General features: G+C 64.7%; 20 protein-coding genes and 1 pseudogene. 10 read left to right on the top strand and 11 right to left on the bottom strand.

The window, feature by feature from the left end:
* Nucleotides 1-7: 7 nt before the first annotated feature.
* The 3 genes from O7A70_RS00855 to amaB all read left to right on the top strand — a co-directional run bounded on the left by O7A70_RS00855 (nucleotide 8) and on the right by amaB (nucleotide 3368).
* Nucleotides 8-382: a YciI family protein gene (locus O7A70_RS00855; RefSeq protein WP_015315946.1), complete on the top strand. Its 375-nt coding sequence runs from the start codon at nucleotides 8-10 to the stop codon at nucleotides 380-382.
* Entirely contained in the window at nucleotides 379-1653 is a 1275-nt protein-coding gene (locus tag O7A70_RS00850) for an RNA polymerase sigma factor (protein ID WP_337138609.1), read from the top strand. The genes O7A70_RS00855 and O7A70_RS00850 overlap by 4 nt, the downstream gene beginning before the upstream one ends.
* A gap of 200 nt (nucleotides 1654-1853) precedes the next feature.
* Nucleotides 1854-3368 (top strand): L-piperidine-6-carboxylate dehydrogenase, encoded by a 1515-nt coding sequence (gene amaB / locus O7A70_RS00845; RefSeq protein WP_337138607.1) that lies wholly within the window; start codon nucleotides 1854-1856, stop codon nucleotides 3366-3368.
* A gap of 263 nt (nucleotides 3369-3631) precedes the next feature.
* Here amaB and O7A70_RS00840 read toward each other — a convergent pair whose 3' ends face one another.
* The 11 genes from O7A70_RS00840 to O7A70_RS00790 all read right to left on the bottom strand — a co-directional run bounded on the left by O7A70_RS00840 (nucleotide 3632) and on the right by O7A70_RS00790 (nucleotide 17287).
* Nucleotides 3632-4546, bottom strand: coding sequence for a hypothetical protein (locus O7A70_RS00840; protein ID WP_337138605.1), 915 nt, complete (start codon nucleotides 4544-4546; stop codon nucleotides 3632-3634).
* 326 nt (nucleotides 4547-4872) lie between these two features.
* On the bottom strand, nucleotides 4873-7557 hold the full coding sequence (locus O7A70_RS00835) for a nitrate reductase (RefSeq protein WP_337138604.1): 2685 nt from the start codon (nucleotides 7555-7557) through the stop codon (nucleotides 4873-4875).
* 3 nt (nucleotides 7558-7560) lie between these two features.
* Nucleotides 7561-7890 (bottom strand): nitrite reductase small subunit NirD, encoded by a 330-nt coding sequence (gene nirD / locus O7A70_RS00830; protein ID WP_337138603.1) that lies wholly within the window; start codon nucleotides 7888-7890, stop codon nucleotides 7561-7563.
* 211 nt (nucleotides 7891-8101) lie between these two features.
* A complete protein-coding gene (gene nirB / locus O7A70_RS00825; RefSeq protein ID WP_337138602.1) occupies nucleotides 8102-10552 on the bottom strand; it encodes a nitrite reductase large subunit NirB in 2451 nt (816 codons plus the stop codon).
* Nucleotides 10553-10572: 20 nt separating this feature from the next.
* Nucleotides 10573-11874 (bottom strand): MFS transporter, encoded by a 1302-nt coding sequence (locus O7A70_RS00820; protein WP_337138601.1) that lies wholly within the window; start codon nucleotides 11872-11874, stop codon nucleotides 10573-10575.
* A 64-nt stretch (nucleotides 11875-11938) separates the two neighbouring features.
* Nucleotides 11939-12265 carry a hypothetical protein gene (locus O7A70_RS00815; RefSeq protein WP_337138599.1) on the bottom strand — a complete coding sequence of 109 codons (327 nt, stop codon included), beginning with the start codon at nucleotides 12263-12265 and terminating at the stop codon, nucleotides 11939-11941.
* Between the two features lie 210 nt (nucleotides 12266-12475).
* Entirely contained in the window at nucleotides 12476-13702 is a 1227-nt protein-coding gene (locus O7A70_RS00810; protein ID WP_337138597.1) for a CmpA/NrtA family ABC transporter substrate-binding protein, read from the bottom strand.
* A gap of 2 nt (nucleotides 13703-13704) precedes the next feature.
* The gene (locus O7A70_RS00805; RefSeq protein ID WP_027144304.1) at nucleotides 13705-14307 is read right to left on the bottom strand and encodes an ANTAR domain-containing response regulator; all 603 of its coding nucleotides are present in this window, start codon (nucleotides 14305-14307) and stop codon (nucleotides 13705-13707) included.
* A gap of 129 nt (nucleotides 14308-14436) precedes the next feature.
* A complete protein-coding gene (locus tag O7A70_RS00800) occupies nucleotides 14437-14757 on the bottom strand; it encodes a hypothetical protein (protein ID WP_337138595.1) in 321 nt (106 codons plus the stop codon).
* A 122-nt stretch (nucleotides 14758-14879) separates the two neighbouring features.
* Entirely contained in the window at nucleotides 14880-15680 is an 801-nt protein-coding gene (locus O7A70_RS00795) for an endonuclease/exonuclease/phosphatase family protein (RefSeq protein ID WP_140504068.1), read from the bottom strand.
* A gap of 143 nt (nucleotides 15681-15823) precedes the next feature.
* Nucleotides 15824-17287 (bottom strand): phospholipase D-like domain-containing protein, encoded by a 1464-nt coding sequence (locus O7A70_RS00790; protein ID WP_337138593.1) that lies wholly within the window; start codon nucleotides 17285-17287, stop codon nucleotides 15824-15826.
* Nucleotides 17288-17609: 322 nt separating this feature from the next.
* Here O7A70_RS00790 and O7A70_RS00785 point away from each other — a divergent pair, with 322 nt between their 5' ends.
* The 7 genes and pseudogenes from O7A70_RS00785 (at nucleotide 17610) to O7A70_RS00755 (ending at nucleotide 25724) form a co-directional block, all read left to right on the top strand.
* The gene (locus O7A70_RS00785; RefSeq protein WP_337138591.1) at nucleotides 17610-17798 is read left to right on the top strand and encodes a hypothetical protein; all 189 of its coding nucleotides are present in this window, start codon (nucleotides 17610-17612) and stop codon (nucleotides 17796-17798) included.
* Nucleotides 17799-18448: 650 nt separating this feature from the next.
* Nucleotides 18449-18868 (top strand): AraC family transcriptional regulator, encoded by a 420-nt coding sequence (locus tag O7A70_RS00780; protein WP_337138589.1) that lies wholly within the window; start codon nucleotides 18449-18451, stop codon nucleotides 18866-18868.
* A 197-nt stretch (nucleotides 18869-19065) separates the two neighbouring features.
* Nucleotides 19066-23256 (top strand): YadA-like family protein, encoded by a 4191-nt coding sequence (locus tag O7A70_RS00775; protein WP_337138587.1) that lies wholly within the window; start codon nucleotides 19066-19068, stop codon nucleotides 23254-23256.
* Nucleotides 23257-23347: 91 nt separating this feature from the next.
* Nucleotides 23348-23896: an invasion associated locus B family protein gene (locus tag O7A70_RS00770; protein WP_337138586.1), complete on the top strand. Its 549-nt coding sequence runs from the start codon at nucleotides 23348-23350 to the stop codon at nucleotides 23894-23896.
* A 13-nt stretch (nucleotides 23897-23909) separates the two neighbouring features.
* A pseudogene (locus tag O7A70_RS00765) lies at nucleotides 23910-24601 on the top strand (hypothetical protein).
* A 46-nt stretch (nucleotides 24602-24647) separates the two neighbouring features.
* Nucleotides 24648-25109 carry a DUF4189 domain-containing protein gene (locus O7A70_RS00760; protein ID WP_027144313.1) on the top strand — a complete coding sequence of 154 codons (462 nt, stop codon included), beginning with the start codon at nucleotides 24648-24650 and terminating at the stop codon, nucleotides 25107-25109.
* A gap of 66 nt (nucleotides 25110-25175) precedes the next feature.
* On the top strand, nucleotides 25176-25724 hold the full coding sequence (locus O7A70_RS00755) for an invasion associated locus B family protein (protein WP_337138585.1): 549 nt from the start codon (nucleotides 25176-25178) through the stop codon (nucleotides 25722-25724).
* Nucleotides 25725-25747: the final 23 nt, after the last annotated feature.

The following is a 25747-nucleotide window of genomic DNA, read 5'->3' as shown; positions in this document are numbered from 1 at the left end:
ACCCTCCATGCTCTATGCCATCCTCTGCTACGCCTCCGAAGATGTCGTCTGCTCCTGGAGCAAGGAACAGGACGACAAGGTCATGGCCGACCTGCTCGGCGTTCAGGAGAAGTATGCCAACGCCGGCCGGCTCGGACCGGTGGCGCGGCTTTTGCCGACGACCGCGGCAACGACGCTGCGGAAAGTGAAAGGCGAATCGCTGGTCATCGACGGGCCGTTCGCCGAAACCAAGGAACAGTTCCTCGGCTTCTATACGCTCGATTGCGCTGACCTCGATGAGGCCGTCGAATTCGCCCGCGAGCTTTCCGAGGTCAACCCGAGCGGCGGTTCCTATGAGATCCGGCCGGTATCGGTGTTCCATCCAACCAGGGTTCCAGCATGACCGAACTTGCCTGGATAAGCTCCGCGATCAGCGCTGCCCGCCCGCAGGCGATGGGCGCGCTGCTGCGCTATTTCCGCGATCTCGACACGGCGGAGGAAGCTTTCCAGGACGCTTGCCTCAAGGCGCTGAAGAACTGGCCGCAGAACGGGCCGCCACGCGATCCGGCGGCCTGGCTGATCTTCGTCGGCCGCAACAGCGGCATCGACGCGGTGCGCAAGCGCGCCAAGCAAGCGCCGATGCCGGAGGAAGACCAGATATCCGATCTGGAAGACGCCGAGAGCGATATCGCGGAGCGGCTGGACGGCGCGCATTACCGCGACGACATCCTGCGGCTGCTGTTCATCTGCTGTCACCCTGATTTGCCCGCAACGCAGCAGATCGCAGTGGCGCTGCGCGTCGTCTCCGGCCTCACCGTCAAGCAGATCGCGCGCGCCTTCCTGGTCGGCGAGAGCGCGATGGAGCAGCGCATCACCCGCGCCAAGACGCGCATCGCGGACGCCGGCGTGCCGTTCGAGACGCCAGGCGCGGTCGAGCGCTCCGAGCGGCTCGCGGCGGTCACGTCCATGGTCTACCTGATCTTCAACGAGGGCTATTCGACCAACAGCGGCGAGGCGCCGGCCCGCGCGCCGCTGTGCGAGGAGGCGATCCGGCTGGCCCGGCTGCTGCTCAGATTGTTCCAGACCGAGCCGGAGATCATGGGGCTGACGGCGCTGCTTCTGCTGCAGCACGCACGCGCACCGGCACGTTTCGACGACGATGGCGAGATCGTGCTGCTCGAGGACCAGGATCGGAGCCTGTGGAGCCGCAAGATGATCGACGAAGGGCTGGCGCTGGTCGACAAGGCCCTGCGCCACCGCAAGCCCGGCCCTTACCAGGTGCAGGCGGCGATCGCGGCGCTCCACGCGCGGGCCGAGAAGGCCGAGGACACGGATTGGGTGGAGATCGACCTGCTCTACGGCCTGCTCGAACAGATGCAGCCGTCGCCGGTCATCACACTTAACCGTGCGGTCGCGGTGGCCAAGGTGCGCGGACCGGAAGCGGCGCTGGCGATGATCGAGCCGCTCGAGCAGAGACTATCCGGCTATTTCCATTTCTTCGGCCTCAAGGGCGGGCTCTTGATGCAACTCGACCGGGGCGAGGAGGCACGCATTGCCTTCGACCGCGCCATTGCGCTCGCCAACACGGCGGCGGAAGCAGCCCATATCCGCATGCATATCGACCGTCTGATCAAGGACGGCGCCGTGCGCGCGCCGGCGAAAAAGGCAAACTGAGCGCCCTCTGCCAGTTCTGCTCCAAGGGCCGTCTGGCTCAATCGTGCAGCCTGGTCTTGGACCATGCCGGGGTGGCGATTTTCCCCTGAAACAGGTAATGGCACGCCATGATAGCCCCTTCCAGCCGCAACGGCGCGGGAAGGCATGGCGCAAGACGTTGACCCACGCCACACGAGCGGCGGGATCTGAAAGGGACAAAAATGACGATAGCGAAGGAAACGGCCGAGCTTCTGGCGAAACTGGGCGTGGCCAAGGAAGCGCTTGTCGACGGCGACCTGATCGTGCGCAGCCCGGTGACGGGTGAGCAGATCGCGGCGCTGAAGACGATCTCGCCGGCCGACGCGGCAAAGACCATTGATGACGCCCACCAGGCATTCCAGTCCTGGCGGCTGGTGCCGGGTCCCAAGCGTGGCGAACTGGTTCGGCTGCTGGGCGAAGAACTGCGCGCGCACAAGGCGGAGCTGGGCCGGCTGGTGTCGATCGAGGTTGGCAAGATCCCCTCCGAAGGGCTCGGTGAAGTGCAGGAAATGATCGACATCTGCGATTTCGCCGTCGGTCTGTCCCGGCAATTGTACGGTCTGACCATCGCCACCGAGCGTCCCGGCCACCGTATGATGGAAACTTGGCATCCGCTCGGCGTCGTCGGTGTCATCTCGGCTTTCAACTTCCCGGTCGCCGTGTGGTCGTGGAACGCAGCGCTCGCACTGGTCTGCGGCGATGCCGTGGTATGGAAACCTTCCGAGAAGACGCCGCTGACGGCGCTTGCCTGCGAAGCGATCTTCAAGCGTGCGGTCAAGCGTTTCGGCGCGGACGCACCGCAAGGCCTGGCGCCGGTGCTGATCGGCGACCGCGCCGTCGGCGAGATCCTGGTCGATCATCCGAAGGTGCCGCTGGTTTCGGCCACCGGCTCGACACGCATGGGCCGGGATGTCGGTCCGCGCCTGGCCAAGCGTTTTGCACGAGCGGTGCTGGAATTGGGCGGCAACAATGCCGGCATCGTGTGCCCGACGGCCGATCTCGACATGGCGCTGCGCGCCATCGCCTTCGGGGCCATGGGCACGGCCGGCCAGCGCTGCACGACGCTGCGCCGCCTGTTCGTCCATGACAGCGTCTACGACGCCTTGGTGCCGCGGTTGAAGAAGGCCTATCAGAGCGTTTCGGTCGGCAATCCGCTGCAGACCTCGTCGCTGGTCGGGCCGTTGATCGACAAGGCAGCGTTCGATGCCATGCAGAAGGCCCTGAGCGAAGCGACCGCCCATGGCGGCAAGGTGACCGGCGGGACACGGGTCGAGAATGGCCATCCGGATGCCTATTATGTCCATCCGGCGCTGGTCGAAATGCCAAAGCAGGTTTCGCCAGTAACGGAAGAAACCTTCGCGCCGATCCTCTATGTGATGAAGTATTCGGATTTCGACACCGTGCTTGACGAGCACAATGCGGTCGGCGCCGGCCTGTCGTCATCGATCTTCACCCGCGACCTGCAGGAATCCGAGCGCTTCCTCGGTGTCGATGGTTCGGATTGCGGCATCGCCAATGTCAATATCGGCACCTCTGGCGCCGAAATCGGCGGTGCCTTCGGCGGCGAAAAGGAAACCGGCGGCGGCCGCGAGAGCGGCTCCGATGCATGGAAGGCCTATATGCGCCGCGCCACCAATACGGTGAACTATTCCAAGGCGCTGCCGCTGGCCCAAGGCGTCTCGTTCGACATCGATTGAGAACGCCGCCCGCGATCAGTGTCGATCAAGCTCGCCGAGCATCAATCGACACAGGTGGAGGGTGTACACGCGGCAGTAACGCTGGACAGGCTCTGACGTCTGTCCAGCGTCGGTTTTCGTGACTGGGCGCTGACAAAGCCAGCCGACACTCGGCGTCGCGCAGCCACGCAAACGCGGAACCGGTCAATCAACCTGTTCTGGTACAATTCCGGACGGAAAACGCTTCACACTTTTCCTGGAATGACTCTCATGCGCGGCGCTGCTCAGCCGTCGCCCTGCGATGCCGGAAAACAGGCCTTGAAGGCGGTGTCGACGACGGCCAGCTTGGCGGCCTGGATGGTCATGTATTCCTCGTAGAATCCGTGCGACACCCACATCACCGAATGGCCGCGCTGACCAAGCCAGCCAATGCTGCCGAGTTCCTCCGCCGTGCGCAGTTTGCGGCCGAGATGGGTCCGCGACAGCTTGAGCCATTTGGCGAAGTCACCGATCGAAACCACGCCGGTCGGAATCCGCTCCAGGCCGGCGTGGTCGGGGTCGATGCCCGACATCAGCCAGTCCATGACGATGCCGCCATTGTTGAGCCAGATGAACAGGGAGAAGGTCTGGTTGGGTTCGCGCACCGGCTTGGACGCAAGCAGGCCGTCAGCCACCAGCGGCTGCAGCGTGGCAAGCATCTCGGGCCGCTCCAGGAATCTGGCCAGCCGGTCGCCGCCGTCGATGTGGTCGAGCGTGCGCAGATGGGCTGTTACCCAGCCGGTGAATCGCTCGATGGTGGCCGCTGTCGGCTGCAGGGGATGCGTGCGGCCGTCGCCGCCCGCCACATACTCGGCGATGTTGTAGTGCAGCATCTCCTTGATGAAGGCGTCCGCCGTGTTGCGGCTGGCCACCGCGTTCTTGTGCACGACCTCGATGAAACGCGATACGGTCAGCTCCTTGCGGCGGTCATTCGGGTCTCGCCTGAAGTGCATGGCAAGGCCGACATGACCCAAAAGCCAGCGCTGCTGTGTGGCAAAGATGGAAGCCAGGCGCGGGCTTTCCTCATAGATGCGGATCAGGGACTGCGACTGTTCCTGAACGTAGCGGTGCAAGGCCGGATGGCCGGCTATGTCTTCCAGATTCAGCGCTGATCTCCCGATGCTTTGAATCAACCCGGATGGCGAGGTTGCGTTCCCCATTTTTCAGTCTTCAACACGCGTGTCCAGACGTACCAATTGCGGAGGACAGCGCCAGCCGAGCCACAGATCCACGGCGACGATTTCATGGCGCATTTCGCCAACTGCTTGCTATGGCTTGGAAAACACCTCCCAACAATGGTCAGCCGAACGGTGGGATCCAGGCAGGCGAGCGGCGTCACGCGACGATCGCCTGCAGGGGCATTTCCGGTTGCTGGTCCATGGCGGCGTCTTTCACCCCATCACCCGCGAAGTCGAATTACTGCTGGACAGGTTCGATCCCACGTTCCGGCCGGAGTTCAGTCCGGCCTGGCGGGGTCATGTCGCCTTCACTCGGCGGCCTGAATCCGGTTGGCCGCGATGATCGCGCGGATCTCGGACCGGCAGGAGCCGCAATTGGTGCCTGCCTTCAGCGTGGCGCCGATGACGTCCACGGTGGCGCAGCCAGCGGCCACGGCAGCCGTGATCTGGTTGACCCCGACGTTGAAACAGGAACAGACGGTCGCGCCGGCATCGGGCCGTCCGGCGCCGGCGCGGCCGGCAACGATCCTGAAGCGCTGACGCTGGCTGGCGTGGACCTCGCCGAGCTGCTCGGCCGCCCAGCCGCGCGACACCGCGACCGGACCGGGCGCGATAAACAAGGCACCCGTCAGATGCTCGCCATCGAAGGCGGCGATGCGGTGTTGGCCGGCCTCGCGGTCGTGATAGGCGAGAACTTCGGCATCCGCGGTATCGAAGAGCGAACCGGCGAAGGCCGTCCAGTCGACATCGTCATTGGCAAAGGCAAGCTCGACCCGCCAGCCGCCCCGGCATCTGGCTACCGCCCAGTAGTCGGCGGCCATCGTCGCGGGTCTTTTGCGTGTCACGGCAAAGCCGAAGGTCCTGGCGGTGAATTTCTCGATGCTGGCCGCGACATGCTTCAACGCCGGCTGGCCTGACACCGGATCGGTAAGCGATGCGGTGAGCGTGTCGAGCCGGGCCCTGGCGGCGAATTGGTCCGTCCAGTGCATCGGCGCGAACAGGCTGCCCTGGCGCTGGCGCGTGGTCACAAGCGCGCGGACCAGCACCTCGCCGCGCGGAGTCGAGACGCGCGCGATGTCGGCATCGCCAATGCCGTGGTGTTGCGCGTCCACTGGGTGGATTTCGACAAAGGGCTCGGCGATGTGCTGGGACAGGCGCGGGCTTTTGCCCGTACGCGTCATGGTGTGCCAGTGGTCGCGGATGCGGCCGGTGTTGAGGATGAGCGGGAAGTCGGAGGTGATGCGGGTTTCGACGGTTGGGCGGATGGCGATGAAGCGTGCCTTGCGGTCGGGCGTGTAGAAGTTGCCGTTGGCGAAGAAGCGGGTGGATTGGTGCCCCGTAGGAGTGAGGGGGGTGCCTGGGCTCGGCGCTGGCCATTGGAAGGGCGCTAGCGCGTCGTAGTCTTCTCTATCGACACCAGCATAAGCGCCAATGTCGAAATCGCGCGCGCCGTCATTCTCGAACCCCGACAAGGCAGCGTGCTCGGCGAAGATCTCCGCCGGCGTCTCATGCGCAAATGCCTCGTCAAAGCCCATGCGCCGCGCCACCTCGGCAATGATCCACCAGTCGGGTCGCGCCTCGCCGGGGACCGGCAAGAACGCGCGCTGGCGCGAGATGCGGCGCTCGGAATTGGTGACGGTGCCGTCCTTCTCGCCCCAAGCCGTCGCCGGCAGCCGGACATGGGCATGGCGGACCGTGTCGGTCTCGGCCAGCACGTCCGACACCACGACGAAGGGGCAGGCCTTGATCGCCGCTTCGACGGCGGCTGCATCCGGCATCGAATCGACCGGGTTGGTGGCCATGATCCACAGTGCCTTGATGCGTCCGTCGGCAACCGCCTTGAACATATCGACCGCCTTGAGGCCCGGTTTCCCTGCAATCGCCGGCGCATTCCAGAAGCGCTGCACGCGTTCGCGATGCTCGGGGTTTTCGATCTCCATATGGGCGGCGAGCATGTTGGCCATGCCGCCGACCTCGCGGCCCCCCATGGCGTTGGGCTGGCCAGTGACAGAGAACGGCCCGGCGCCCGGTTTGCCGATACGGCCAGTGGCGAGATGGCAGTTGATGATGGCGTTGACCTTGTCGGTGCCCTGGGACGACTGGTTGACGCCCTGGCTGTAGACGGTGACGGTCTTTTCCGTCCTGGCGAACAGGCTGTAGAAACGGCCGAGCTCGTCTTCGCTGAGCCCGGTGGCGGCAGCGACGCCGGCAAGGTTGAGCGCCGAGGCGGCGAACAGTGCTTGTCCAAAGCCGGACGTATGCGCCGTGATATAGGCACGGTCGAGCGCATTGTGCTGGCCGAGCCAGGCGAGCAGGCCGGTGAACAGGGCGACGTCGCCATCCGGCGCGATCGCCAGATGCATGTCGGCGATGTCAGATGTCATGGTGCGGCGCGGGTCGACCAGCACCACCTTCATCTCGGGCCGTTTTTCGCGGGCGGCCGCGATGCGCTGATAAAGCACCGGATGGCACCAGGCGAGGTTGGAGCCGACCAGCACGATGAGATCGGAGAGTTCCAGATCCTCGTAGGTTCCCGGCACGGTGTCCGAACCAAACGCGCGGCGGTGGCCGGCGACCGAGGACGCCATGCAGAGACGCGAATTTGTGTCGATGTTGGCCGAGCCGACAAAACCCTTCATCAGCTTGTTGGCGACATAGTAATCCTCGGTCAGCAACTGGCCGGAGACGTAGAAGGCGACCGCGTCGGGACCATGTTCGGCAATGGTTTGGGAGAAGGTCGAAGCGACGAGGTCGAGCGCCTCGTCCCAAGACGAGCCGTGGTCGTGGATTTGCGGATGGAGCAGCCGGCCGTCGAGGCCGATGGTCTCGGCGAGCGCGGAGCCCTTCGAGCAGAGCCGGCCGAAATTCGCCGGATGATCGGGGTCGCCACGGACGGACACCTGCCCGTCCGCGGCGACCTTTGCCAGTACGCCGCAGCCCACCCCGCAATAGGGGCAGGTGGTCCTCACCTCGCGTGCTTCGTCAATCTCCATGGTTCAGGCCGCGCGACTGGCCAGCGCTTCCAGCGCGATGAACAGGCGCTCGCCTTCCCGCTTCACCGGGATAGTGCGCACGGCGCCCTCGTCGGCGCCAAGCGCCTTGCCCGTCTCCAGCGAGATCACCCAATTGTGCAGAGGGCACGTCACGGCCGCGCCATGGACGATGCCCTGGCTCAGCGGTCCGCCCTTGTGCGGGCAATGGTCCTCGATGGCGAAGACCTCGTCGTCCGCCGTGCGAAAGACGGCGATCTTGCCTTGCGGTGTGGCGACACAGCGCGCGCCGCGCTGGGGAATATCGGAGATGGTGCCGATCGCGATCCAGTTCATAGCATTACCTTTGCTTGATAGGAACGCGCCCAGGCGCCCCCCCTCTGTCCTGCCGGACATCTCCCCCTCAAGGGGGAGATTGGCAGCTTCAGGCTCACCGCCCATTCTGCAACGTTGACAATTGGCGAAGACCGCGATGAGGATCGATCTCCCCCCTTGAGGGGGAGATCGCCGGCAGGCCAGAGGGGGGTGCCTCGCGCTGACATCTCCATCACTCCGCCGCCTGCGCAAACCCGACCGAGGCCATGGGCCGGAACTCGTGCTTGTCCTTGCCGGAGACGCGCTCCGACCACGGATCGACCTGGGCGAATTTCTGCGAAAAGACAAAGCGCTCGTAGTAGGCCTGGCGCTTCTCGCCGTCGTCCATGATCTGGCGCTTGACCTCGGCTATTCCGATGCGCTTGGCCCATTTGTAGATGCGTTCGAGATAGCGGCCCTGCTCGCGATACATCTGCGTCAGCGCCACGATGTGCTGCAGCGCTTCGTCCTCGGTCCTGACCAGGCCGAGCACTTCCGTGCCCTTGATGTCGAGACCGGCGGCACCGGCGAAGTGGATCTCGTAGCCACTGTCGACGCAGATCACGCCGACATCCTTGCAGGTGGCCTCGGCACAGTTGCGCGGACAACCCGACACCGCCATCTTGACCTTGGCGGGGGTCCACGAACCCCACATGAATTTCTCGATGCGGATGCCGAGCCCGGTCGAATCCTGCGTGCCGAAGCGGCACCAGTCGGAGCCGACGCAGGTCTTCACCGTGCGCAGCCCTTTGGCATAGGCATGGCCCGAGACGAAGCCGGCCTGGCCGAGATCGGCCCACACCGCCGGCAGGTCTTCCTTGCGGATGCCCAGCATGTCGATGCGCTGGCCGCCGGTGACCTTGACCATCGGGATCTCGAACTTGTCGACGACGTCGGCGATGGCGCGCAGTTCGGCCGCATTGGTCACGCCGCCCCACATGCGCGGCACCACCGAATAGGTGCCATCCTTCTGGATGTTGGCGTGGACGCGCTCGTTGATGAAGCGCGACTGGTAGTCGTCGGCATATTCGTCCGGCCAGTCGCAGACGAGATAGTAGTTGAGTGCCGGCCGGCATTTGGCGCAGCCGCAGGAGGTCTTCCACTCCAGTTCCTGCATGACCGCCGGAATGGTCTTCAGGTGCTTGGCCTTGATCAGCCGGCGTACTTCGTCATGGCCGAAGGTGGTGCAGGAACACATGGGCTGCACCGCGGCCGGGTTGTAGGTGTCGCCGAGGGTCAGCACCATCAGCTTTTCGACCAGCCCTGTGCAGGAGCCGCAGGAGGCCGACGCCTTGGTGTGGGCGCGCACGTCGTCGAGCGAAGTCAGGCCCTTGCCCGTGATCGCGCCCGTGATCTTGCCCTTGCAGACGCCGTTGCAGCCGCAGATTTCCGCATCATCCGGCAAGGCTGCAACGGCCGCCATAGGGTCCAGCGGGGCACCCCCCTGGTAGGACTGGCCGAAGATCAACGTATCGCGCATTTGCGATATGTCGGTCTGCTTCTTCTTCAGGTCGTTGAACCAGGCGCCGTCAGCCGTCTCGCCATAGAGCACGGTGCCGATGATGCGGTCATCCCTGAGCACCAGGCGTTTGTAGACGCCGGCGGAAGCGTCGCGCAGCACGATCTCCTGGCGGTCGTCGCCATCGGCGAAGTCGCCGAGCGAAAAGAGGTCGATGCCAGTGACCTTGAGCTTGGTCGGTGTGTCCATGTGGACGAAGGCGGCGGTCTCGTCGCCGGCAAGCTGATGAGCGGCAACACGCGCCATCTCGTAGAGCGGCGCCACCAGCCCGTAGACCGTGCCGCCCACCTCGGCGCACTCGCCGAGCGCGAAGATGTCGGGGTCGTTGCTGCGCATCCCGGCATCGACGACGATGCCGCGGTTGACGGCGATGCCTGCATCCTTGGCCAGCGCCGCGTTCGGCCTGATGCCGACCGCCATCACCACCAGCGTCGCCGGGATGATTGTGCCGTCGGCGAGTTCCACCTGCTCGACCTTGCCATTGCCCGTGATCGCCTGGGTGTTGGCCTTGGTGATGACCTTGATGCCGCGTTGTTCGACGGCGCGCTGCAGGAGATAGCCGGCGGCCGGATCGAGCTGGCGCTCCATCAGCGTCGGCATCACATGCAGCACGGTGACATCCATGCCTTGCGAATTCAGCCCGGCCGCGGCCTCGAGCCCGAGCAGGCCGCCGCCGATGACGACGGCCTTGGCGCGCGACTGGGCGGCAAGCATCATCGCGCGGACGTCATCCAGGTCGCGATAGGTCAGCACGCCCGGCAGGTTGTGGCCCGGCACCGGGATGATGAACGGCACAGAGCCGGTGGCGATGACGAGCTTGTCGTAGGGCTCGGTGACGCCGTGGTCGGAGGTGACGGTCTTCGCTTGCCGGTCGATGGCTACGATCTTGTGGCCCTTGTAGAGGGTGATGCCGTGCTTGATGTACCAGCCGTCGCCATGGATGATGATTTCCTCATATGCCTTTTCGCCTGACAGCACGGGCGACAGCATGATGCGGTCGTAGTTCACGCGCGGCTCGGCGTTGAAGATGGTGACGGCGTAACGATCCGGCGCCTGTTCCAGCAGATGCTCCAGCATGCGCCCGGGGGCCATGCCGTTGCCGATGATGACGAGTTTTTCGGTCATGTGCTTACTCCGCTCCCGTGTCACTCTGCGGCGTAGGAAAGGTCTGGAGCTTCGGCGGCTGTCGCGCGCTCCATGCGCCGGATGGAAAAGTGCATCCAGGCAAAGCAGGTGACGACGATCAGGAAGAGCAGCATGAAGCAGCTCGACCAGACGCCGGTGAGGTCGTTGAGCGCGCCAAAGGCGATCGGCAGGATAAAGCCACCGAGACCGCCGATCATGCCCACCACGCCACCGACCGCGCCGACACTCTGTGGATAATAGGCGGGAATGTGTTTGTAGACGGCGGCCTTGCCAAGGCTCATGAAGAAGCCGAGCACGCAGGCAACGGCAATGAAGGCGAGCGGGCCGATTTCGAAATGGAAGGCGATCGGCCCGCTGATGCCGCGTACGACGTAGTCTGCCGAGGGGAGAGACAGAATGAAGGTCGCGACGGCACTGACCGCGAAAGTCCAATAGAGCACGGTGCGGGCGCCGATCCGGTCGGAGAGCACGCCGCCATAAGCGCGGAAGACACTTGCGGGAATTGAATAGGCCGCGCCGATCATGCCGGCGGTCGCGAGCCCAAAGCCGTAGACGCCGATCAGATAGCGCGGCAGCCACAGCGACAGCGCCACGAACGCACCGAAGGCGAAGAAATAGTAGAAGGCGAAGCGCCAGACCTGCAGGTTCTTGAGCGGCGCGAATTCCTGCCAGAAGCTCCTCACGGGTGTCGCCTTGCCGGCACGGCGCTCGCGAATGACCGGGTCATCGCCGGTGGTGAACCAGAAGACGACAGCCATGACGACGAGTGCCGCCGCCCAGATCAGCGCAACCGACTGCCACCCCCAGGAAAGAAGAACGAAAGGCGCCAGGAACTTGGTGACCGCCGCCCCGACATTGCCGGCACCGAAGATGCCGAGGGCCGTGCCCTGCTTGTCGGCGGGGAAGAAGCGCGAGACATAAGACACGCCGACGGCGAAGGAGCCGCCGGCTAGCCCGACGCCGAGCGCGGCGACCAGCATCTGCGCGTAGGTGTGCGCAAAAGCCAGCAGGAAGGTCGCGACCGCCGCCGCAAGCATGGTCGCGGTGTAGACCAGCCGCCCGCCAAAGCGGTCGGTCCAGACGCCGAGCACCATGCGCACGAGGGAGCCGGTGAGGATCGGCGTGCCGACGAGCAGGCCGAATTCCGTCTCGTTCAGGCCGAGATCCTGCTTAATGCGCACGCCGATGATCGAAAAGATCGTCCACACCGCGAAGCAGACGGTGAAGGCGATGGTGGACATTACGAGCGCCTGCCGGGGAGCAGTGTCCTGGCTGGGCGCGGCTGGGAGATTTGCGGTCATGTCAGGCTCCGGTTTGCGGCATAGCCGCGCTCGTTCTTGGATGGTGAATGCGGTGCGGCATAGGTCAGCGCGAAGAGGCCGCGCCTTGCGCGATCACTTGCGGAGCCTTGCCCTCTGGTTTGGTGCCGGTGGGAAACAGCAGGAGCGCCACGGTGAACAGCACCGCGGTCATCGCGCTGCTCACCAGAAAATCGCGGCGGGTGAAATCCTTGAGGGATGTTGTTCCGATCCGTTTCGTCATCGTCGTCTCCGGTTGGGCGCCTTGGGAACGGCGCTCCGTTGATTGCGTGTTCGGGTCCAAAACAAAAAAGCTGCCGACCAGGCCCTCGCGTCCGTACATCCGGGATCGCGTGTAGACCTGAGCGGCAGCTTTGCCTGTGGCGCCCGCCATTGGACGCCTGTTCGATTGCCCGAGAAGGGCTCGTTCATTTCAATGCAGGAACCGTGCCAGTTTCTGTACGGGCCGGAATGTCTAACGAAATCAGTAGGATCGCCAACTCATGGTTTGGTCGCGCCAGCAACGGATAAGGTCAAACATTGACCAATCCGGTCGATGGATCGCATAAATTTTGTGCAATGCACAAGAATGGCGCGCGAATGATCAGCGGCGCGACTGGCCCGCAATATAGGCGTCGATCTCGTCGGGATCGAAGATCTGGCCGTCGAAGAAGCCGTCCGGGCCGAGCACCAGGCTTGCGCCCGCCGAGCCCACCGGGGTCGCCACCTTCAGCGCGCCCTCGACCTTGGCATTGGCGCCCGGCAGCGCGACGCCGAGCGGCTTCAGCGCCGATCGGTAGAGGTCTGGCCGGTAGCAATCGCGGGCGATGGCAAGGTTTTCCGGGGTGTGCGCGACATGCCCCCAGCGGACCATCTGCGTGTAGAACCACAGCGCATGGCTCTTCCAGGGAAAGTTGGCCGCCTTGTCGAACGGCACGAAGAAGTCGTCGATGTTCAGTTCCGCCCCGCCGCCCAGCCGGAGACGGCCAGTCAGGATCGGCATCTGGACGGCCGGCGGCAGGCCAAGGAAGCCACGTTGCGCCATCACCGCGGCCAATTCGTCGCGGTTCGCCGGATCCTGGCACCAGCGCGCCGAGTGATGCAGTGCGCGCAAGAGCGCCGCCAACGCCTCGGGGCTCTGTTCGGCCCAAGCCTTGCGCACGCCGATCACCTTCTCGGGGCTGTTGCGCCAGAGCAGCGCCTTGACGGTGACGATATGGCCGGTGCCGGCCGCCACGGCGGCGCTGTTCCAGGGTTCGCCGACGCAATAACCGTCGATGCGGCCGGCGGCCAGCGCGTCGGCCATGAAGGGCGGCGGCACGATGACGATCTCGATCTCGCGCGAGGGATCGATGCCGCAGGCGGCCAGCCAGTAGCGCAGTTCGTAATTGTGCCCGGAATGGGGATGCACGACGGCAAAGCGCAGTGGGTCGCGGCCGGCGGCCGCCCGCTCGCGGATGAACGCGCCAAGGGCCGCGCCGGCGCGAGCCGGATCGAGATCGGGAACGGCGCCGTGCCCCGCCATGCCGGCCCAGACGGCGTTGGAGATGGTGACGCAGTTGCCGCCGAGCCCCAGCGAAAAGGGCACGATGGTCTCGGAGGCGAGGGGGGTGAGGCCAAGATTGCAGGCGAGCGGCATCGGTCCCAGCATGTGCGCGAGGTCGAAATGGCCGATGGCGATGCGGTCGCGGATGTTGGCCCAGGAGGTCTCGCGGTGAAGGGTGAGATCGATGCCTTCGCGCGCGGCAAAGCCCAGTTCGCCGGCCGCGACCAGGACGGCGCTATCGAAAAGCGGCATGAAGCCGGCGGTGATCTGGTGCTCGGCGCCCATGTCTATTCGTCCTCCGCCGGTCCGAGAAGCCCGGCGGCAGTCACCAGGCTCTGGGCGATATCGCTGATCTTGCGGTTCTGGTTCATCGCCGTCTTGCGCAGCAGCGTGTAGGCGGCCTCTTCGGTCAGGCCGCGCGACTTCATCAGGATGCCCTTGGCGCGGTCGATCACCTTGCGGCTCTCGAGCTCGCTGCGCGCCTCTTCCAGTTCGCGCGCCATGCGCGAGAAAGCGTTGAAGCGGCTCACCGCCATGTCGAGGATCGGCTTGACGCGCTCCTGCCTCAACCCGTCGACGACATAGGCCGAAACGCCGGCATCGACCGCCGCCTCGATCGAGGCCTGGTCGGAACGGTCGACGAACATGGCGATCGGCCGCTTCACCGCACGCGACAGCTGGAACATGTTTTCCAGCATGTCGCGGTTGGGGTTTTCCAGGTCGATGACGATGACGTCGGGCTCGATCTCGGCGATGCGGCGCGCAATGCCGCTGACGTCATGGATGACGGTGACCCGCTCATGGCCCGCCTCGCGCAAGCCGGCCTCGATTATCGAAGCGCGGATGCGGTTTTCGTCGATCACCAGGACGGCGAGTGAAGTTCGGATCATACCCGCATTGTGGGCATGCTCGGGAATTTGTGCAATGCGGCAATAGCCGCGTCCGTGGAAAGGCGACTGACGTCAACGGCTATCCTTGGCGGCAACCCGCCAAGGATTGGATCAGAAGACGGAGCGGGCTCAGCCGCAGACGCGAACGTCCTCGAACACCCTGTGATGGTGGCGCCAATGCACGATCGTTTCCGTGTGGCAGCGGTGGTGCCGGCGGTGCCAGCGGTAGCCGCCATTGTCGGAGTCATCATACTGAGCGTTCTGGTCGCCATCATATTCGTTGTCATAACGGCGCACATGATGACGGCGAACGACAATCCCGGAATCGTCATCCGAGGAATATTGGTTGTCATCGTCGGACTGGATCGTCAAACTTGCGGCTTGCGTTGGCGCAATGACTGAAGCCGTCGCGGCAAACGCCAATAGGGTAGCCAAAATCACCTTCTTCACGTTTCGTCCTCCTGCGGGTTGACTGGCATCAACTCGCAACAGGACGGGCTTGTTCCAGCTACATACCACACGCTTTCCAACGCGGTGGACATCAAGACGTGACCGACCCGCGGCAAAAATCACTACAAGTGGACGAAGGCGGTCAGCGGCAGATGATCGGAGGCCACGCGCGACAGCGGCGTGTCATGGGCTTCGACGGCGGCGATGATGCCGTGCCGGTTGGCCATGATCCTATCGAGCGCCAGCAGCGGCAGGTTGGACGGGAAGGTGGGGACTGCCGGTGGCTGCGGGCCGAAGGTCGCGTGCAGCGTGTTCAGCGCGGAGCGGTTTCCGAGCCGCCATTCGTTCAGATCGCCGAGCAGGAGCGTCGGCTTCTCATCGGGGCTGTTCATGAGATCGAGCACGACCTGGGCCTGCTGCGAGCGGGAGCGGCGTAGCAATCCGAGATGGGCCGCGATGATGCGCAAGGATTGATTTCCGTCGAAATCGATCTCGGCCACCACGGCGCCGCGCGGTTCGAGACCCGGAAGCCTGATCTGATGCACGTCGCGAACGACGCCCCTTTTGAACAGCAGGACATTGCCGTGCCAGCCATGGCCTTTGCCGGTTGCGGAAATGGGCACCGGCACGAGGCCGGTTTCCAGTTCGAGGCGGTGCAGGTCGAGAAGCCCGACACGGTCGCCGAAACGATTGTCGGCCTCCTGCAGGGCGATCACGTCGGGGGCGATCTCGCGGATGACGCGGCTGGTGCGGTCGGGATCGAACTTGCGGTCGACGCCGATGCATTTGTGGACGTTGTAGGAGGCGACCAGCGTCCCGGTGACACCGTCCTTCTTCGGCGACAAGGCGTTGGCCTTGCGCATCCGCCTGTCGCGAATGGACAGGAGCATGCTGGCCGGCAGGCTGCGCCCGCTCATTCGCATAACCCGCCCATCATCCCTACGGTTCTCACCATGCACCTAGAAATAGTGTCTTTCGGCCGATGTTCCATCGTTGGCGGCATGCTACCGGGCAAACACGTCGTTTTGTTAAAGATAGGATTTTTCTCGGAGATAATGGTTTTTTTCTAGAGATAGGGCGAACCCAGCCAGAGGATGCGGTCGAACAGGCGGATGATGAAGGGACGCGCCCGCAAGGAGGCCAGCGTGACTGGAACAGCCGTTTCGATCGCCGTTTCGATCCGGCTCTCGATCTCGGTGGCAAAGCCTGCGTCGAGGATCTCCAGGTCGATCTCGAAGTTGAGCCGCAGCGAGCGGGCGTCGAGGTTGGAGGACCCGACATAGGCCCACACGCCGTCGATGGAAAGCAGCTTGGAATGGTCGAAGGGTCCTTCCGTGCGCCATATGCGGCAATAATTCTTCAGGATCTGGTCGAATTGCGCGGTCATGGCGCGGTCGACAAGGAAGAGATTGTTCACCGCCGGCACCACGACATCGATCTCGACGCCGCGCCTGGCCGCGGTGACCAGGGCACTGATCAGTTCCCGGTCCGGCAGGAAATAGGGCGACATCAGGCGTATCGACTTGCGCGCCACCGAGAAGGCGCCGATCAGCAGTTTGTGGTTGGTTTCGTTGCTGGCATCCGGCCCGGATGCGACCGCACGCACCAGCATCGGCTGGCCGGCGGGCGGTGAAACCGGCACGATCCGCCAGGCATCGCCCTTCAGCGCCTCCTTGGTGGCGAACCGCCAGTCTTCCGCGGCAACCGAGAAGAGATCGGCGACAACGGGTCCGGTGACCTGGAAATGCGTGTCCCTGGCGCTGTTCGATCCGGCGAACTCCGACGAAAAACCCTTGCGGATGTTCATGCCGCCGGTAAAGGCAACCGTGCCGTCGATCACCAGGATCTTGCGGTGGGTCCGCAGGTTGGCATAGGGCAGGCGCAGGCCCATGACGATGTTGCCGTTGAAGACATCGGCCGTGATGTTGGCGCGGCGCAGATGTCCCAGGATGCTGGGGACGGAATAGCGGGCGCCGACGGCATCGATCAGCACACGCACGGTGACGCCGCGCCGGACGGCGGCGGCGAGCGCTTCGACGAAAAGCAGGCCGACCGCGTCATTGTCGAAAATATAGGTCTCCAGCAGGACGCTGCGCTCGGCCCCGTCGATCGCCGCGCACATTGCGGGGTAGGCCTCGTCGCCGCTCTCCAGCACGTCGATTGCATTTCCCGGGTTGAGCGCGCGCCGCGCCACCCTGTCGCCCAGCGTCCTGAGGCCGGTGAACCGCTGTCCGTAGCGCTCGACGATCAACGCCTCTTCGGCGGCGACGTCGCGCTCGTGCTTGGCCGACACCAGGCCCTCGGCAAGCGGGCGCTGCGCGCTGATCGTGGCGCGGCGGATGCGGTTGATGCCGGCCACCGCATAGATCAGCACGCCGAGGATCGGCGATAGCACCATGACGCCGACCCAGCCGGTGGCGGCGCGGACATCCTCCTTGGTCATGACGGCATGGGCAATGCCGATGGTCGCCATCACCACCGAGATGATCGCCAGTATTTGGGTCCAGTGAATCACCAGGGTCTCGAACATTGCCGGGACTATCCAGCGAGCGCCCGCGGAAGGCAATGCGGCCGGCGATGTCCACATCCGCCCATTGGCCGCGCGGCGCTGCCGGGTTGTGTCTACGGATGCAAGAACGGCTGGCGCACGGTTATTTGAACAAGCAAACCAGGACGCTGAAAGCGGCGCCCACCCCTGACCTCAGGGAAGCATAGGGCCGTTGTGATCCGGCGCCTTCCCGTGCTGCTTTGGTCTTCCAGGGCTTCCTGTACTTTGGTGCCGCATCCATTGTATATCAGAGGGAACGAAATTGCCGATGTAACACTTCGGTTGAAGGCGAGGGGGGCGCCGGATGATGATTTTCAACTTCGAAGGGCCGGGCGACGGCGATATGTCGCCCGACTGCCAGGACCAGTTGCTGCCTCTCATCAACGGGATCGTCCAGGCGGCGGTGGCTGTCGGCTGGAACCGGGACGACGTTCTTCTGGCTGTCGTGGAACTCGCCTGGGATCTGTACGAGAACCGGCGCGGTGATCTGTAGCTACGGACCGCCAATCACTGGCTCCTCACGGTGGCTTTCGGCCTCCATCAGTGGTTGACGAGAATACAGAATCGCGTGACCGGTCGTGTCATGACCGATCGGCGAAACGCTGGGATGGCGAAGACCTCGCGCCGAGCGACAATGAAACGCTCGTCATCGCCGTTCATTTTTCTATCTTTTCCCGAATAAAGATTTTTCTTTGCGCGTGGGAGTTCTTCCCAATCCAAAGTGCGTGCGTTACGCTGTCTTCGGGGCGGGAAAGGGGATTTGAGGCGGCGTCGAGACGGCTGAGGCAGCGTGAATGAAAAGTGCGGACGAGGCTCGGGAAAGCGGCGTTTCCCTGGGCATCGATCGGAAGCCGACAACTCGATTGGACAACATTCCTGAAAGTGCCGGTCCGCGAAGGGCCGGGCAAGGGAGCGTGATCCATTCGGTCCGCGGGCCCGGCTCGCGGACATTCCTGGCAAACCCCGTAGCGATCGTGCCTGCGCCCATGCGGCCCGCGCATCGTTCGCCGTCGGGACGGATCGACCATATGAACGGGCCTGACGATGCGGGCCCGCTGCGATCAATCACGAATTATTTTCCGGGGGAACGAGGAAGGAGTCCTCGGGTTGAACTCCATCCGGGACCTGTCAGGAGGCCGAAGAATGCCGGGCGATGATGATTTCCCCGGGTCGGTTTCCCCAATCAATTCGGCCCGGCAGCCGGAGTTCAACGCAAAGGGCGGGCTTTCTCCCCGCGGCGCACGCAAGGTGCAGGATTTTCTGCGCGAGAACTTCACGCGCAAGCTGGCGCTTGCCGAGATGGCAGCGGTGTGCGGGCTTTCGCCCTCTCACTTCGTGCGGGCGTTTGCCAGGACGTTCAGGGTGCCGCCGCATCAATATGTTCTCGACCTGCGGCTGGACCTTGCCGAAAGGCTGCTTGCCGACAGCCGCATGACGATCGCCGACATCGCCCATTCCTGCGGATTTTCAAGCCAGAGCCATTTTACCACCATGATGAAGAAATACCGGCAGGTGACGCCCTTGCAGGCGCGGATGCGCAAGCTTAACGCCAAGGTTAGATAAAGCGCCACTCACGACATTGTTTGATTACTTGGTTTTAAAGCAGTGGCTAAGGTAACGAGCCGTTAACCTCCGCCGGGTTGCTCGGCTCTTTTCTCACAAGACAGCAATATCGTGAAATACCGCAGGCAGGAATCATGTCTTCCTGTCGTGGATTGGAATTGTCTGACGATTCCATGCCGGCCAGCGGAGAGGGCACCATGACCGACACCAAGATTTCGAGCGGCTCGCTTGTTGTGCAGCGCCGCGCGGCGCATTTCGCCGGGCACTGGATCGCGGGGGCCGATTCTCGCTCCCGCTCGGTTCGCCGCCGCCTGATGGCGGTATTGCGTATGGCCCACTGCGTGCTCGGTATGCGGCGCAAGCGCCTGGGTCTGGGAGCGCTGGGCGCCGGCGGGGCGGTATCGGCTACAGCCGCTATCCTGGGCGCGCTCATGGTTGGCATGGCTACGATGCCGGCACATGCGCAATATGCCGCGGGCGGCGGGTCCGCGACAACTCCCAACTCCATAGCGATCGGAAATAGCGCCTCCGCCACCAATGTCTGGTCGATAGCAGTCGGTACCCAGACCGTTTCCTCGGCGCAATACTCGGTTGCTATCGGCCTGAATGCGTCGGCCACGGGCACTGGCGGGGCGGTGGCGCTTGGCAGCGGCACGGTTTCAAACAACGTCAATACGGTAGCAATCGGCGTTAACGCAAATGCCACTAACGCTGGCGCCAGCGCGTTGGGCACCTTCGCCGTTGCTTCGGGAGGCAATTCCACCGCTGTCGGCGTCAGCTCCTTGGCCAGCGGCAGCACGTCGTTCGCCGGAGGCTGGGGGTCTCAAGCCACTGGGCCGCGCGCCATCGCGCTCGGGAGTCAAGCAGTCTCGTCGGGAACCGACACCGTTGCTCAAGGTACCAACACTAACGCAAGCGCCCAGAACGCCGTCGCTGTCGGCTTTCAGTCGACCGCAACCGCGATAAACTCGGTTTATCTCGGCTCCCGCACTGCCGCCGGAACGGGAGCGCTGGCCCAGAGTGCCATCGCTATCGGTACGGATGTGACGGCGTCCCAGGTAGACACGACTGCGATCGGACGCGCAAGTAAGGCAACGGGAACGGGCGCGATGGCGATGGGCACCACAGCCAGCGCCTGGGGCAACCAGTCTATCGCATTGGGCCTTGGCGCAAAGGCCGGCGTTCAGGCCAACACGGCCCTGCCCAACAGCATCGCCATCGGCACCAATTCGCTGTCGTCCGGCGCTTTTGCCGTCGCGATGGGCACTTCGGCCAACGCATCGGCGGACAACGCCATCGCTTTCGGTACAAGCGCCAAGGCCGATTCCGCCAATGCGGTCGCCATGGGCACCAATGCGGTGGCAACCGGCGGCCAGGCGGTCTCCATCGGCGCGAACAACACGGCCTATGGCAACGGCGCGGTCTCGATCGGTGATCCGAGCTATGCCAGCGGCACCGGCGCCGTCACCAGCGGCGCGAACAACATCGCCAACAATGACGGCACGGCAACCGCCACCGCCGCCAACCAGGCGGCTGGCGCCGTCGCCATCGGCAACAACAACAAGGCGATCGGGCAAGGTTCCGTGGCGCTCGGCAACGGCTCCACGGCGGGTGCTGCCGGTCTTGCGGGCAATGTCGCGCTGGGCGATGGCGCGACGGCAGCGGCGAGTTCCGGTGACGTGGCGCTGGGCTCGGGCTCGACGACCGTGGGTGCGGTCGCCACGCCCAGCGCGGTGATCAACGGCACGACCTATGCCTTCCAGGGCACCGCCCCGACCTCGACGGTCAGCATCGGCGCGCCCGGCGCGGAACGCACGCTGACCAATCTCGCGGCGGGGCGGATCAGCGCGCTCTCGACCGATGCGATCAACGGCTCGCAGCTCTTCGCCACCAACCAGGCGGTCGACGCCATCGGCGCCGCCATCACCAACATCAATGTCGGCGGCGGCATCAAGTATTTCCACGCCAACTCGACGCTGGCGGATTCCCAGGCCCTTGGAACGGATTCAGTCGCGGTCGGCCCGAATGCCGTGGCCAACAATGCCGGCGACGTCGCGATCGGCCTCAATTCGGCATCGGGCCCCACCACCGCTGTCGGCGGCACGACGATCGGCGGCGTCAACTACACCTTCGCCGGCGGCACGCCGGCCGGCGCCTTCTCCGTCGGTTCGGCCGGCGCAGCGCGCCAGATCCAGAATGTCGCCGCCGGGCAGTTGAACGGCGGTTCCACCGACGCCGTCAATGGTTCGCAGCTCTTCGCCACCAATCAGCAGGTGACGCAGAACACCACCGACATCGCCGCCATCGGCGGCAACATCTCCAATCTCGGCAACACGATCAACAACATCGCCGGCGACACTTCGGCAATCTATACCACCACCAATGGCGAGGGCATTCGCTACGCCCGCACCAACGAGACCGGGCTGGCGCAGACCGATTCCTTCGCCCAGGGCGTCGGTTCGACGGCCGTCGGCTACCAGGCGACCGCGACCGGCGACAGCGCGCTGGCGCTCGGCCGCGACAGTGCGGCCAGCATAGACGGCAGTGTGGCGCTCGGGTCGGGTTCGGTCTCCGACCGCGCCATCGCTCCCGCTTCCGGGCAGATCGCCGCCGGTCCGTCGAACTTCATCCAGTACAACACCACCGACAAGACGTTGCTCGGCGCCGTTTCGGTCGGCACCGCCACCGCCTACCGGCAGATCACCAACGTCGCCGACGGCACGCAGGACCAGGACGCCGTGACGGTGCGCCAGCTGGCGGGGGCGATCGCCGCGGTCTCCGTCACCTCGACGAAATACTTCCATGCCAATTCGACAGCGGTCGACTCGCTGGCGGTCGGTGCGGAATCGGTCGCGGTCGGCCCGACCACGGTCGTCAACGGCGACAATGGCGTCGGCATCGGCAATGGCGCCGTCGTCGACCAGACGGCCCCCGGCGGCACGGCCATCGGCCAGAACGCCCATGTCATGCTGGCCGACGGCATCGCGCTCGGCACCGACTCGACCGCTTCCGGCGTCCAGTCGGTGGCGCTCGGCGCCGGCGCCCAGAGCACCTTCGCCAACAGCGTCGCATTGGGTGCCTCGTCGATCACCTCGGTCGGCGCGCAGGCCGGCTACACCGCCTTTGGCCTGACCGCCGCGCAGACTTCCGCCGGCGAAGTGTCGTTCGGCGCCGCGGGCGCCGAACGCAAGCTCACCAATGTCGCGGCGGGCTCGGCCGACACCGACGGCGTCAACGTCTCGCAGCTGCGCGGCGTCTCGCAAAACGTGTCCAACCTGTTCGGCGGCGGCACCACGGTCAATCCCGACGGTTCGATCACCGGTCCGACCTACAACATCCAGGGCAACAATTATTCGACCGTCTATGATGGCTTCACCGCCGTCGACAATGCGCTGACCAACATCAACAATGGCGGCGGCATCAAGTATTTCCACGCCAATTCGGGACTGGCAGACTCGATCGCCGGGGGTGCCAACGCGGTGGCGATCGGGCCGGAGAGCGTGGCGAGCGGCACAGACAGCCTGGCCGCGGGCCATGGCTCGACAGCCGCGGGGCAAGGCGCCGTCGCGCTCGGCCAGGGCGCACAGGCCAACAACGCCAGCGATGTGGCGCTCGGTTCGGGTTCGGTGTCGCAGACCGCCGTCGGTACTCCCAACACGGTCATCAACGGCAAGACCTATGCCTTTGCCGGCACGACCCCGACCGGAACCGTCAGCGTCGGCGACGCCGGCTCCGAGCGGACGATCACCAATGTCGCCGCCGGACGCGTTTCTTCCGGCAGCACCGATGCGATCAACGGCTCGCAGCTCTACGCCACCAACACGGCGATCGAGGATCTGACCAAAACGATCGGCGGCATCGGCGGCACCGTCCAGAACACCGTGCAATACGACACCATCAACAATCCGGACGGATCGACGACCAAGACCAACAAGATAACGCTGCAAGGCGGCGACCCGAATGCGCCTGTCGTCATCTCCAATGTCGGCCCGGGCGTTGCCGGCACCGACGCGGTCAACGTCAACCAGCTGAACCTGAACCTGGCCCAGAGCAAGACCTATACCGACCAGGTGGCGGTCACGACGTTGCAGCAGGCCAACAATTATACCGACCAGAAACTGGGCCAGCTCAATTCCGACATCAGCGGCATCAGGGACGAAGCCCGGCAGGCGGCGGCAATCGGACTGGCGGCGGCCTCGCTGCGTTATGACGACCGTCCCGGCAAGCTGAGCGTGGCGGCCGGCGGCGGCTTCTGGCGGGATTCGAGCGCCTTGGCCTTCGGCGCGGGCTACACCAGCGAGGACGGCCGCATCCGTGGCAATGTGTCGGGCACGGCGGCGGGTGGAAATGTCGGTGTCGGCGCCGGCCTGAGCTTCACCTTGAACTGAGGTGGACAACAGGGCGGCAATGAACAGGCGAACCGGCCATGACAGGCTAGACGCGAATCCGGGAAAACCGTCTGCTTTCCCCGGATTTGCCATGGCATGCCTCACCTGCCTGGCGCTTGCCGGCGGGCTGGCGCCGGCTGCCGGGCAGGTGGCTTCGCCCTACAGGATCAAGCCCTCCGACGTGGTCGTGCCTCCCGACGTGAAGCTCGGACAATACCAGCGCACCATCCGTCCGTTCGAGAACTGGACCCTGATCTGCGACGAGAACCTCAAGGCGCGCAAGAAGGTCTGCAACGTCTCGCAGGTGATCGAGGACGGCGCCGGCAAGATGGCGTTCAGCTGGTCGCTCGCGGCCACCCAGGATGGCAAGCCCTACATGATCCTGCGCACCGCGCCGAACGCCAGGAGCGATGGGCTGGTGTCGCTGAAGTTCGATGGGCGCGCCGAGCCGATCGACGTGCATCTGAATGGCTGCAACGAAATGGTCTGCGTCGGCATGCTGCCGGTGGGACCCCTGATGCGCCAGGAGATAGCGCAGAAGGCAACGCCGGCGATTTCCTACCCGACCGTCGATGGCCAGACCATTACCGTCACCGCAACGCTCAAGGGGCTGTCCGAGGCCCTTGCGCCAGTCAAATAACCGAGGCAGCACCGTGAGCCAGCAAGACCCATTCATCTCCACGACGCGCGGCAATCCGACCGTCGAGCCGGACCGCAAAAGGATCGTCGAGCCGGACCGCAAGAGGACCGTCGAGCCGCCGCGGCGTTGGCCGCGCATCGTCGGATTTTCGCTGCTGGGGCTGGCCATGATGGGCATCGGCTTTGCCGCCGCGAACTATGCCGCGATCGCCGGCCTGGTCGGCAGCCCGACGGCCGCGCAGGCCGAGGCCGCCGCCGCTCCCGCGCTGCCGGACACGCCCTTCCTCCAGCACGTCAAGCAGGCCGGCGTACAGGCCTGCTCGACCGTCTTCCCGGTGCTCGGGCAGCTTTTGACGACCGGCACGAAATACAGCGTCAAATCCCTGTGGAACGACCAGGCCGCCGACAAGCATGCCGTCCAGGCCTTTGTCGGCATGGACTATGCCACGGACCGGTACAGCGGGCCGGCGGCCGGCGTGGTCTTCGCATCGCCCACAGCGTCGGGCTGCGAGGGCGCGATGGTACGGGTGGCGCCGTTCGCCAGCCCGTGCGCGGATATTCCATCCATTCTTCCGCAAGGCAGCAAGATCACCGACATCTCGGACAGGTCGAAGTCTACGAGCTTGGCGGCAGCACGGGTGAAGCGCTTCTGCTGCCGACGGGCAACACATGCGTGGTGATTTCCATCGCATCGGCGGCCAAGTGAGGATGTCAGGCGAATGGGCGAGACGCCCTGGAAAGGATTGCGGACCATGAAATCGCGACGTTTGACAGTCTTGTGCATGGCCTTGCTGTGGAGCGGGCAGGTGGTCTCGGCCGATCTGGTGGAGCCGTCCGAACCGCCGCAAGAGGAGAAAGGTATCTGGGCGGCAATCGCCTACTCCCAGACCGATACCAAGTACGGCTTCTTCTGGGGCGCCGACAAGCGGCAGGAAGCCAAGGACATCGCGCAGAAATATTGCGAGAATGCCGGTGGAAAAGCCTGCAATGTCGTTGCCGTGTTCCGCAATCACCGCCATTGGACGGACGACGACGAAACCGGATTTCCCTACAAGCATTGCGGCGCGCTCGCCGTGGCCGACAAGGTGGAGCACCGGTTCACCCCCTGGGGCGTGAACTCGGCCGAGACCCGCCGGGAGGCGGAGGATCTCGCGCTCCAGGCCTGCGAGGCAGGGGGGATCCAGTGCAAGATCCGCGAATGGGTCTGTACGTGAGAATAACGGCGTCTCGAAGCCGACATTTCGGGCATTTGCCCGGCACAAAAGAGAAGGCCGCATTCATTGGTTCGTAGACATTTTTCGCTGAAGGCAGCCGCCATCTGCGCGGCTGCCTTTTCCGCTTCGCTGCCGGCTGCTTTCGCCCAACAGCAGCAGGCGGCGTCGCTGCCGAACGGCGCGTCGTCGCTCCAGGAAACCTATCAGGACTGGCAGCTGGCCTGCGGCATGCAGGACAATGCCCGGGTCTGCACGGTCACGCAGGACCAGACGCAGAAAAACGGCCAGAGGCTTCTGGCCGTGGAACTGCGCGTGGGGCAGAAGGGCGGATTGACCGGAACCTTGCTGCTGCCCTTCGGCATCCTGTTCGAGCCCGGCGTGGCGGCGCAGATCGACGACCAGCAGCCCGTCGGGCCGTTGAAGTTCAGGACCTGCCTGCCGAATGGCTGCGTGGCGCTGTTTCCGATCGACCGGGCGCTGGCGCAGAGGCTCAAGGCAGGCACGGAGCTCAAGCTCAACGTCACCACCGCGGCCGAGACCCCGCTGAGTTTTCCGGTGTCACTGAAAGGCCTCGGCGCCGCCCTCGATCGCATGGTCGCGCTGAGCGCACGTTGACGAGCGAGGCGAGAGGAGCCTGA

This window comes from Mesorhizobium sp. Cs1299R1N1, assembly GCF_037179655.1.
Classification (GTDB): domain Bacteria; phylum Pseudomonadota; class Alphaproteobacteria; order Rhizobiales; family Rhizobiaceae; genus Mesorhizobium; species Mesorhizobium salmacidum.
The sequence above is the reverse complement of the archived record's forward strand: the minus strand, read 5'-3'. Positions and strand labels throughout refer to the sequence as shown.

Coding starts and splice junctions, on each gene's coding strand:
- O7A70_RS00815 (WP_337138599.1), bottom strand. CDS start 12,265: ATGGCGGGCGCCACAGGCAAAGCTGCCGCTCAGGTCTACACGCGATCC.
- O7A70_RS00770 (WP_337138586.1), top strand. CDS start 23,348: ATGGCATGCCTCACCTGCCTGGCGCTTGCCGGCGGGCTGGCGCCGGCT.
- O7A70_RS00810 (WP_337138597.1), bottom strand. CDS start 13,702: ATGGGCGCCGAGCACCAGATCACCGCCGGCTTCATGCCGCTTTTCGAT.
- O7A70_RS00760 (WP_027144313.1), top strand. CDS start 24,648: ATGAAATCGCGACGTTTGACAGTCTTGTGCATGGCCTTGCTGTGGAGC.
- nirB (WP_337138602.1), bottom strand. CDS start 10,552: ATGACCGAAAAACTCGTCATCATCGGCAACGGCATGGCCCCCGGGCGC.
- O7A70_RS00795 (WP_140504068.1), bottom strand. CDS start 15,680: ATGCGAATGAGCGGGCGCAGCCTGCCGGCCAGCATGCTCCTGTCCATT.
- O7A70_RS00785 (WP_337138591.1), top strand. CDS start 17,610: ATGATGATTTTCAACTTCGAAGGGCCGGGCGACGGCGATATGTCGCCC.
- O7A70_RS00790 (WP_337138593.1), bottom strand. CDS start 17,287: ATGTTCGAGACCCTGGTGATTCACTGGACCCAAATACTGGCGATCATC.
- O7A70_RS00820 (WP_337138601.1), bottom strand. CDS start 11,874: ATGACCGCAAATCTCCCAGCCGCGCCCAGCCAGGACACTGCTCCCCGG.
- O7A70_RS00840 (WP_337138605.1), bottom strand. CDS start 4,546: ATGGGGAACGCAACCTCGCCATCCGGGTTGATTCAAAGCATCGGGAGA.
- O7A70_RS00855 (WP_015315946.1), top strand. CDS start 8: ATGCTCTATGCCATCCTCTGCTACGCCTCCGAAGATGTCGTCTGCTCC.
- amaB (WP_337138607.1), top strand. CDS start 1,854: ATGACGATAGCGAAGGAAACGGCCGAGCTTCTGGCGAAACTGGGCGTG.
- O7A70_RS00780 (WP_337138589.1), top strand. CDS start 18,449: ATGCCGGGCGATGATGATTTCCCCGGGTCGGTTTCCCCAATCAATTCG.
- nirD (WP_337138603.1), bottom strand. CDS start 7,890: ATGAACTGGATCGCGATCGGCACCATCTCCGATATTCCCCAGCGCGGC.
- O7A70_RS00805 (WP_027144304.1), bottom strand. CDS start 14,307: ATGATCCGAACTTCACTCGCCGTCCTGGTGATCGACGAAAACCGCATC.
- O7A70_RS00775 (WP_337138587.1), top strand. CDS start 19,066: ATGACCGACACCAAGATTTCGAGCGGCTCGCTTGTTGTGCAGCGCCGC.
- O7A70_RS00850 (WP_337138609.1), top strand. CDS start 379: ATGACCGAACTTGCCTGGATAAGCTCCGCGATCAGCGCTGCCCGCCCG.
- O7A70_RS00835 (WP_337138604.1), bottom strand. CDS start 7,557: ATGGAGATTGACGAAGCACGCGAGGTGAGGACCACCTGCCCCTATTGC.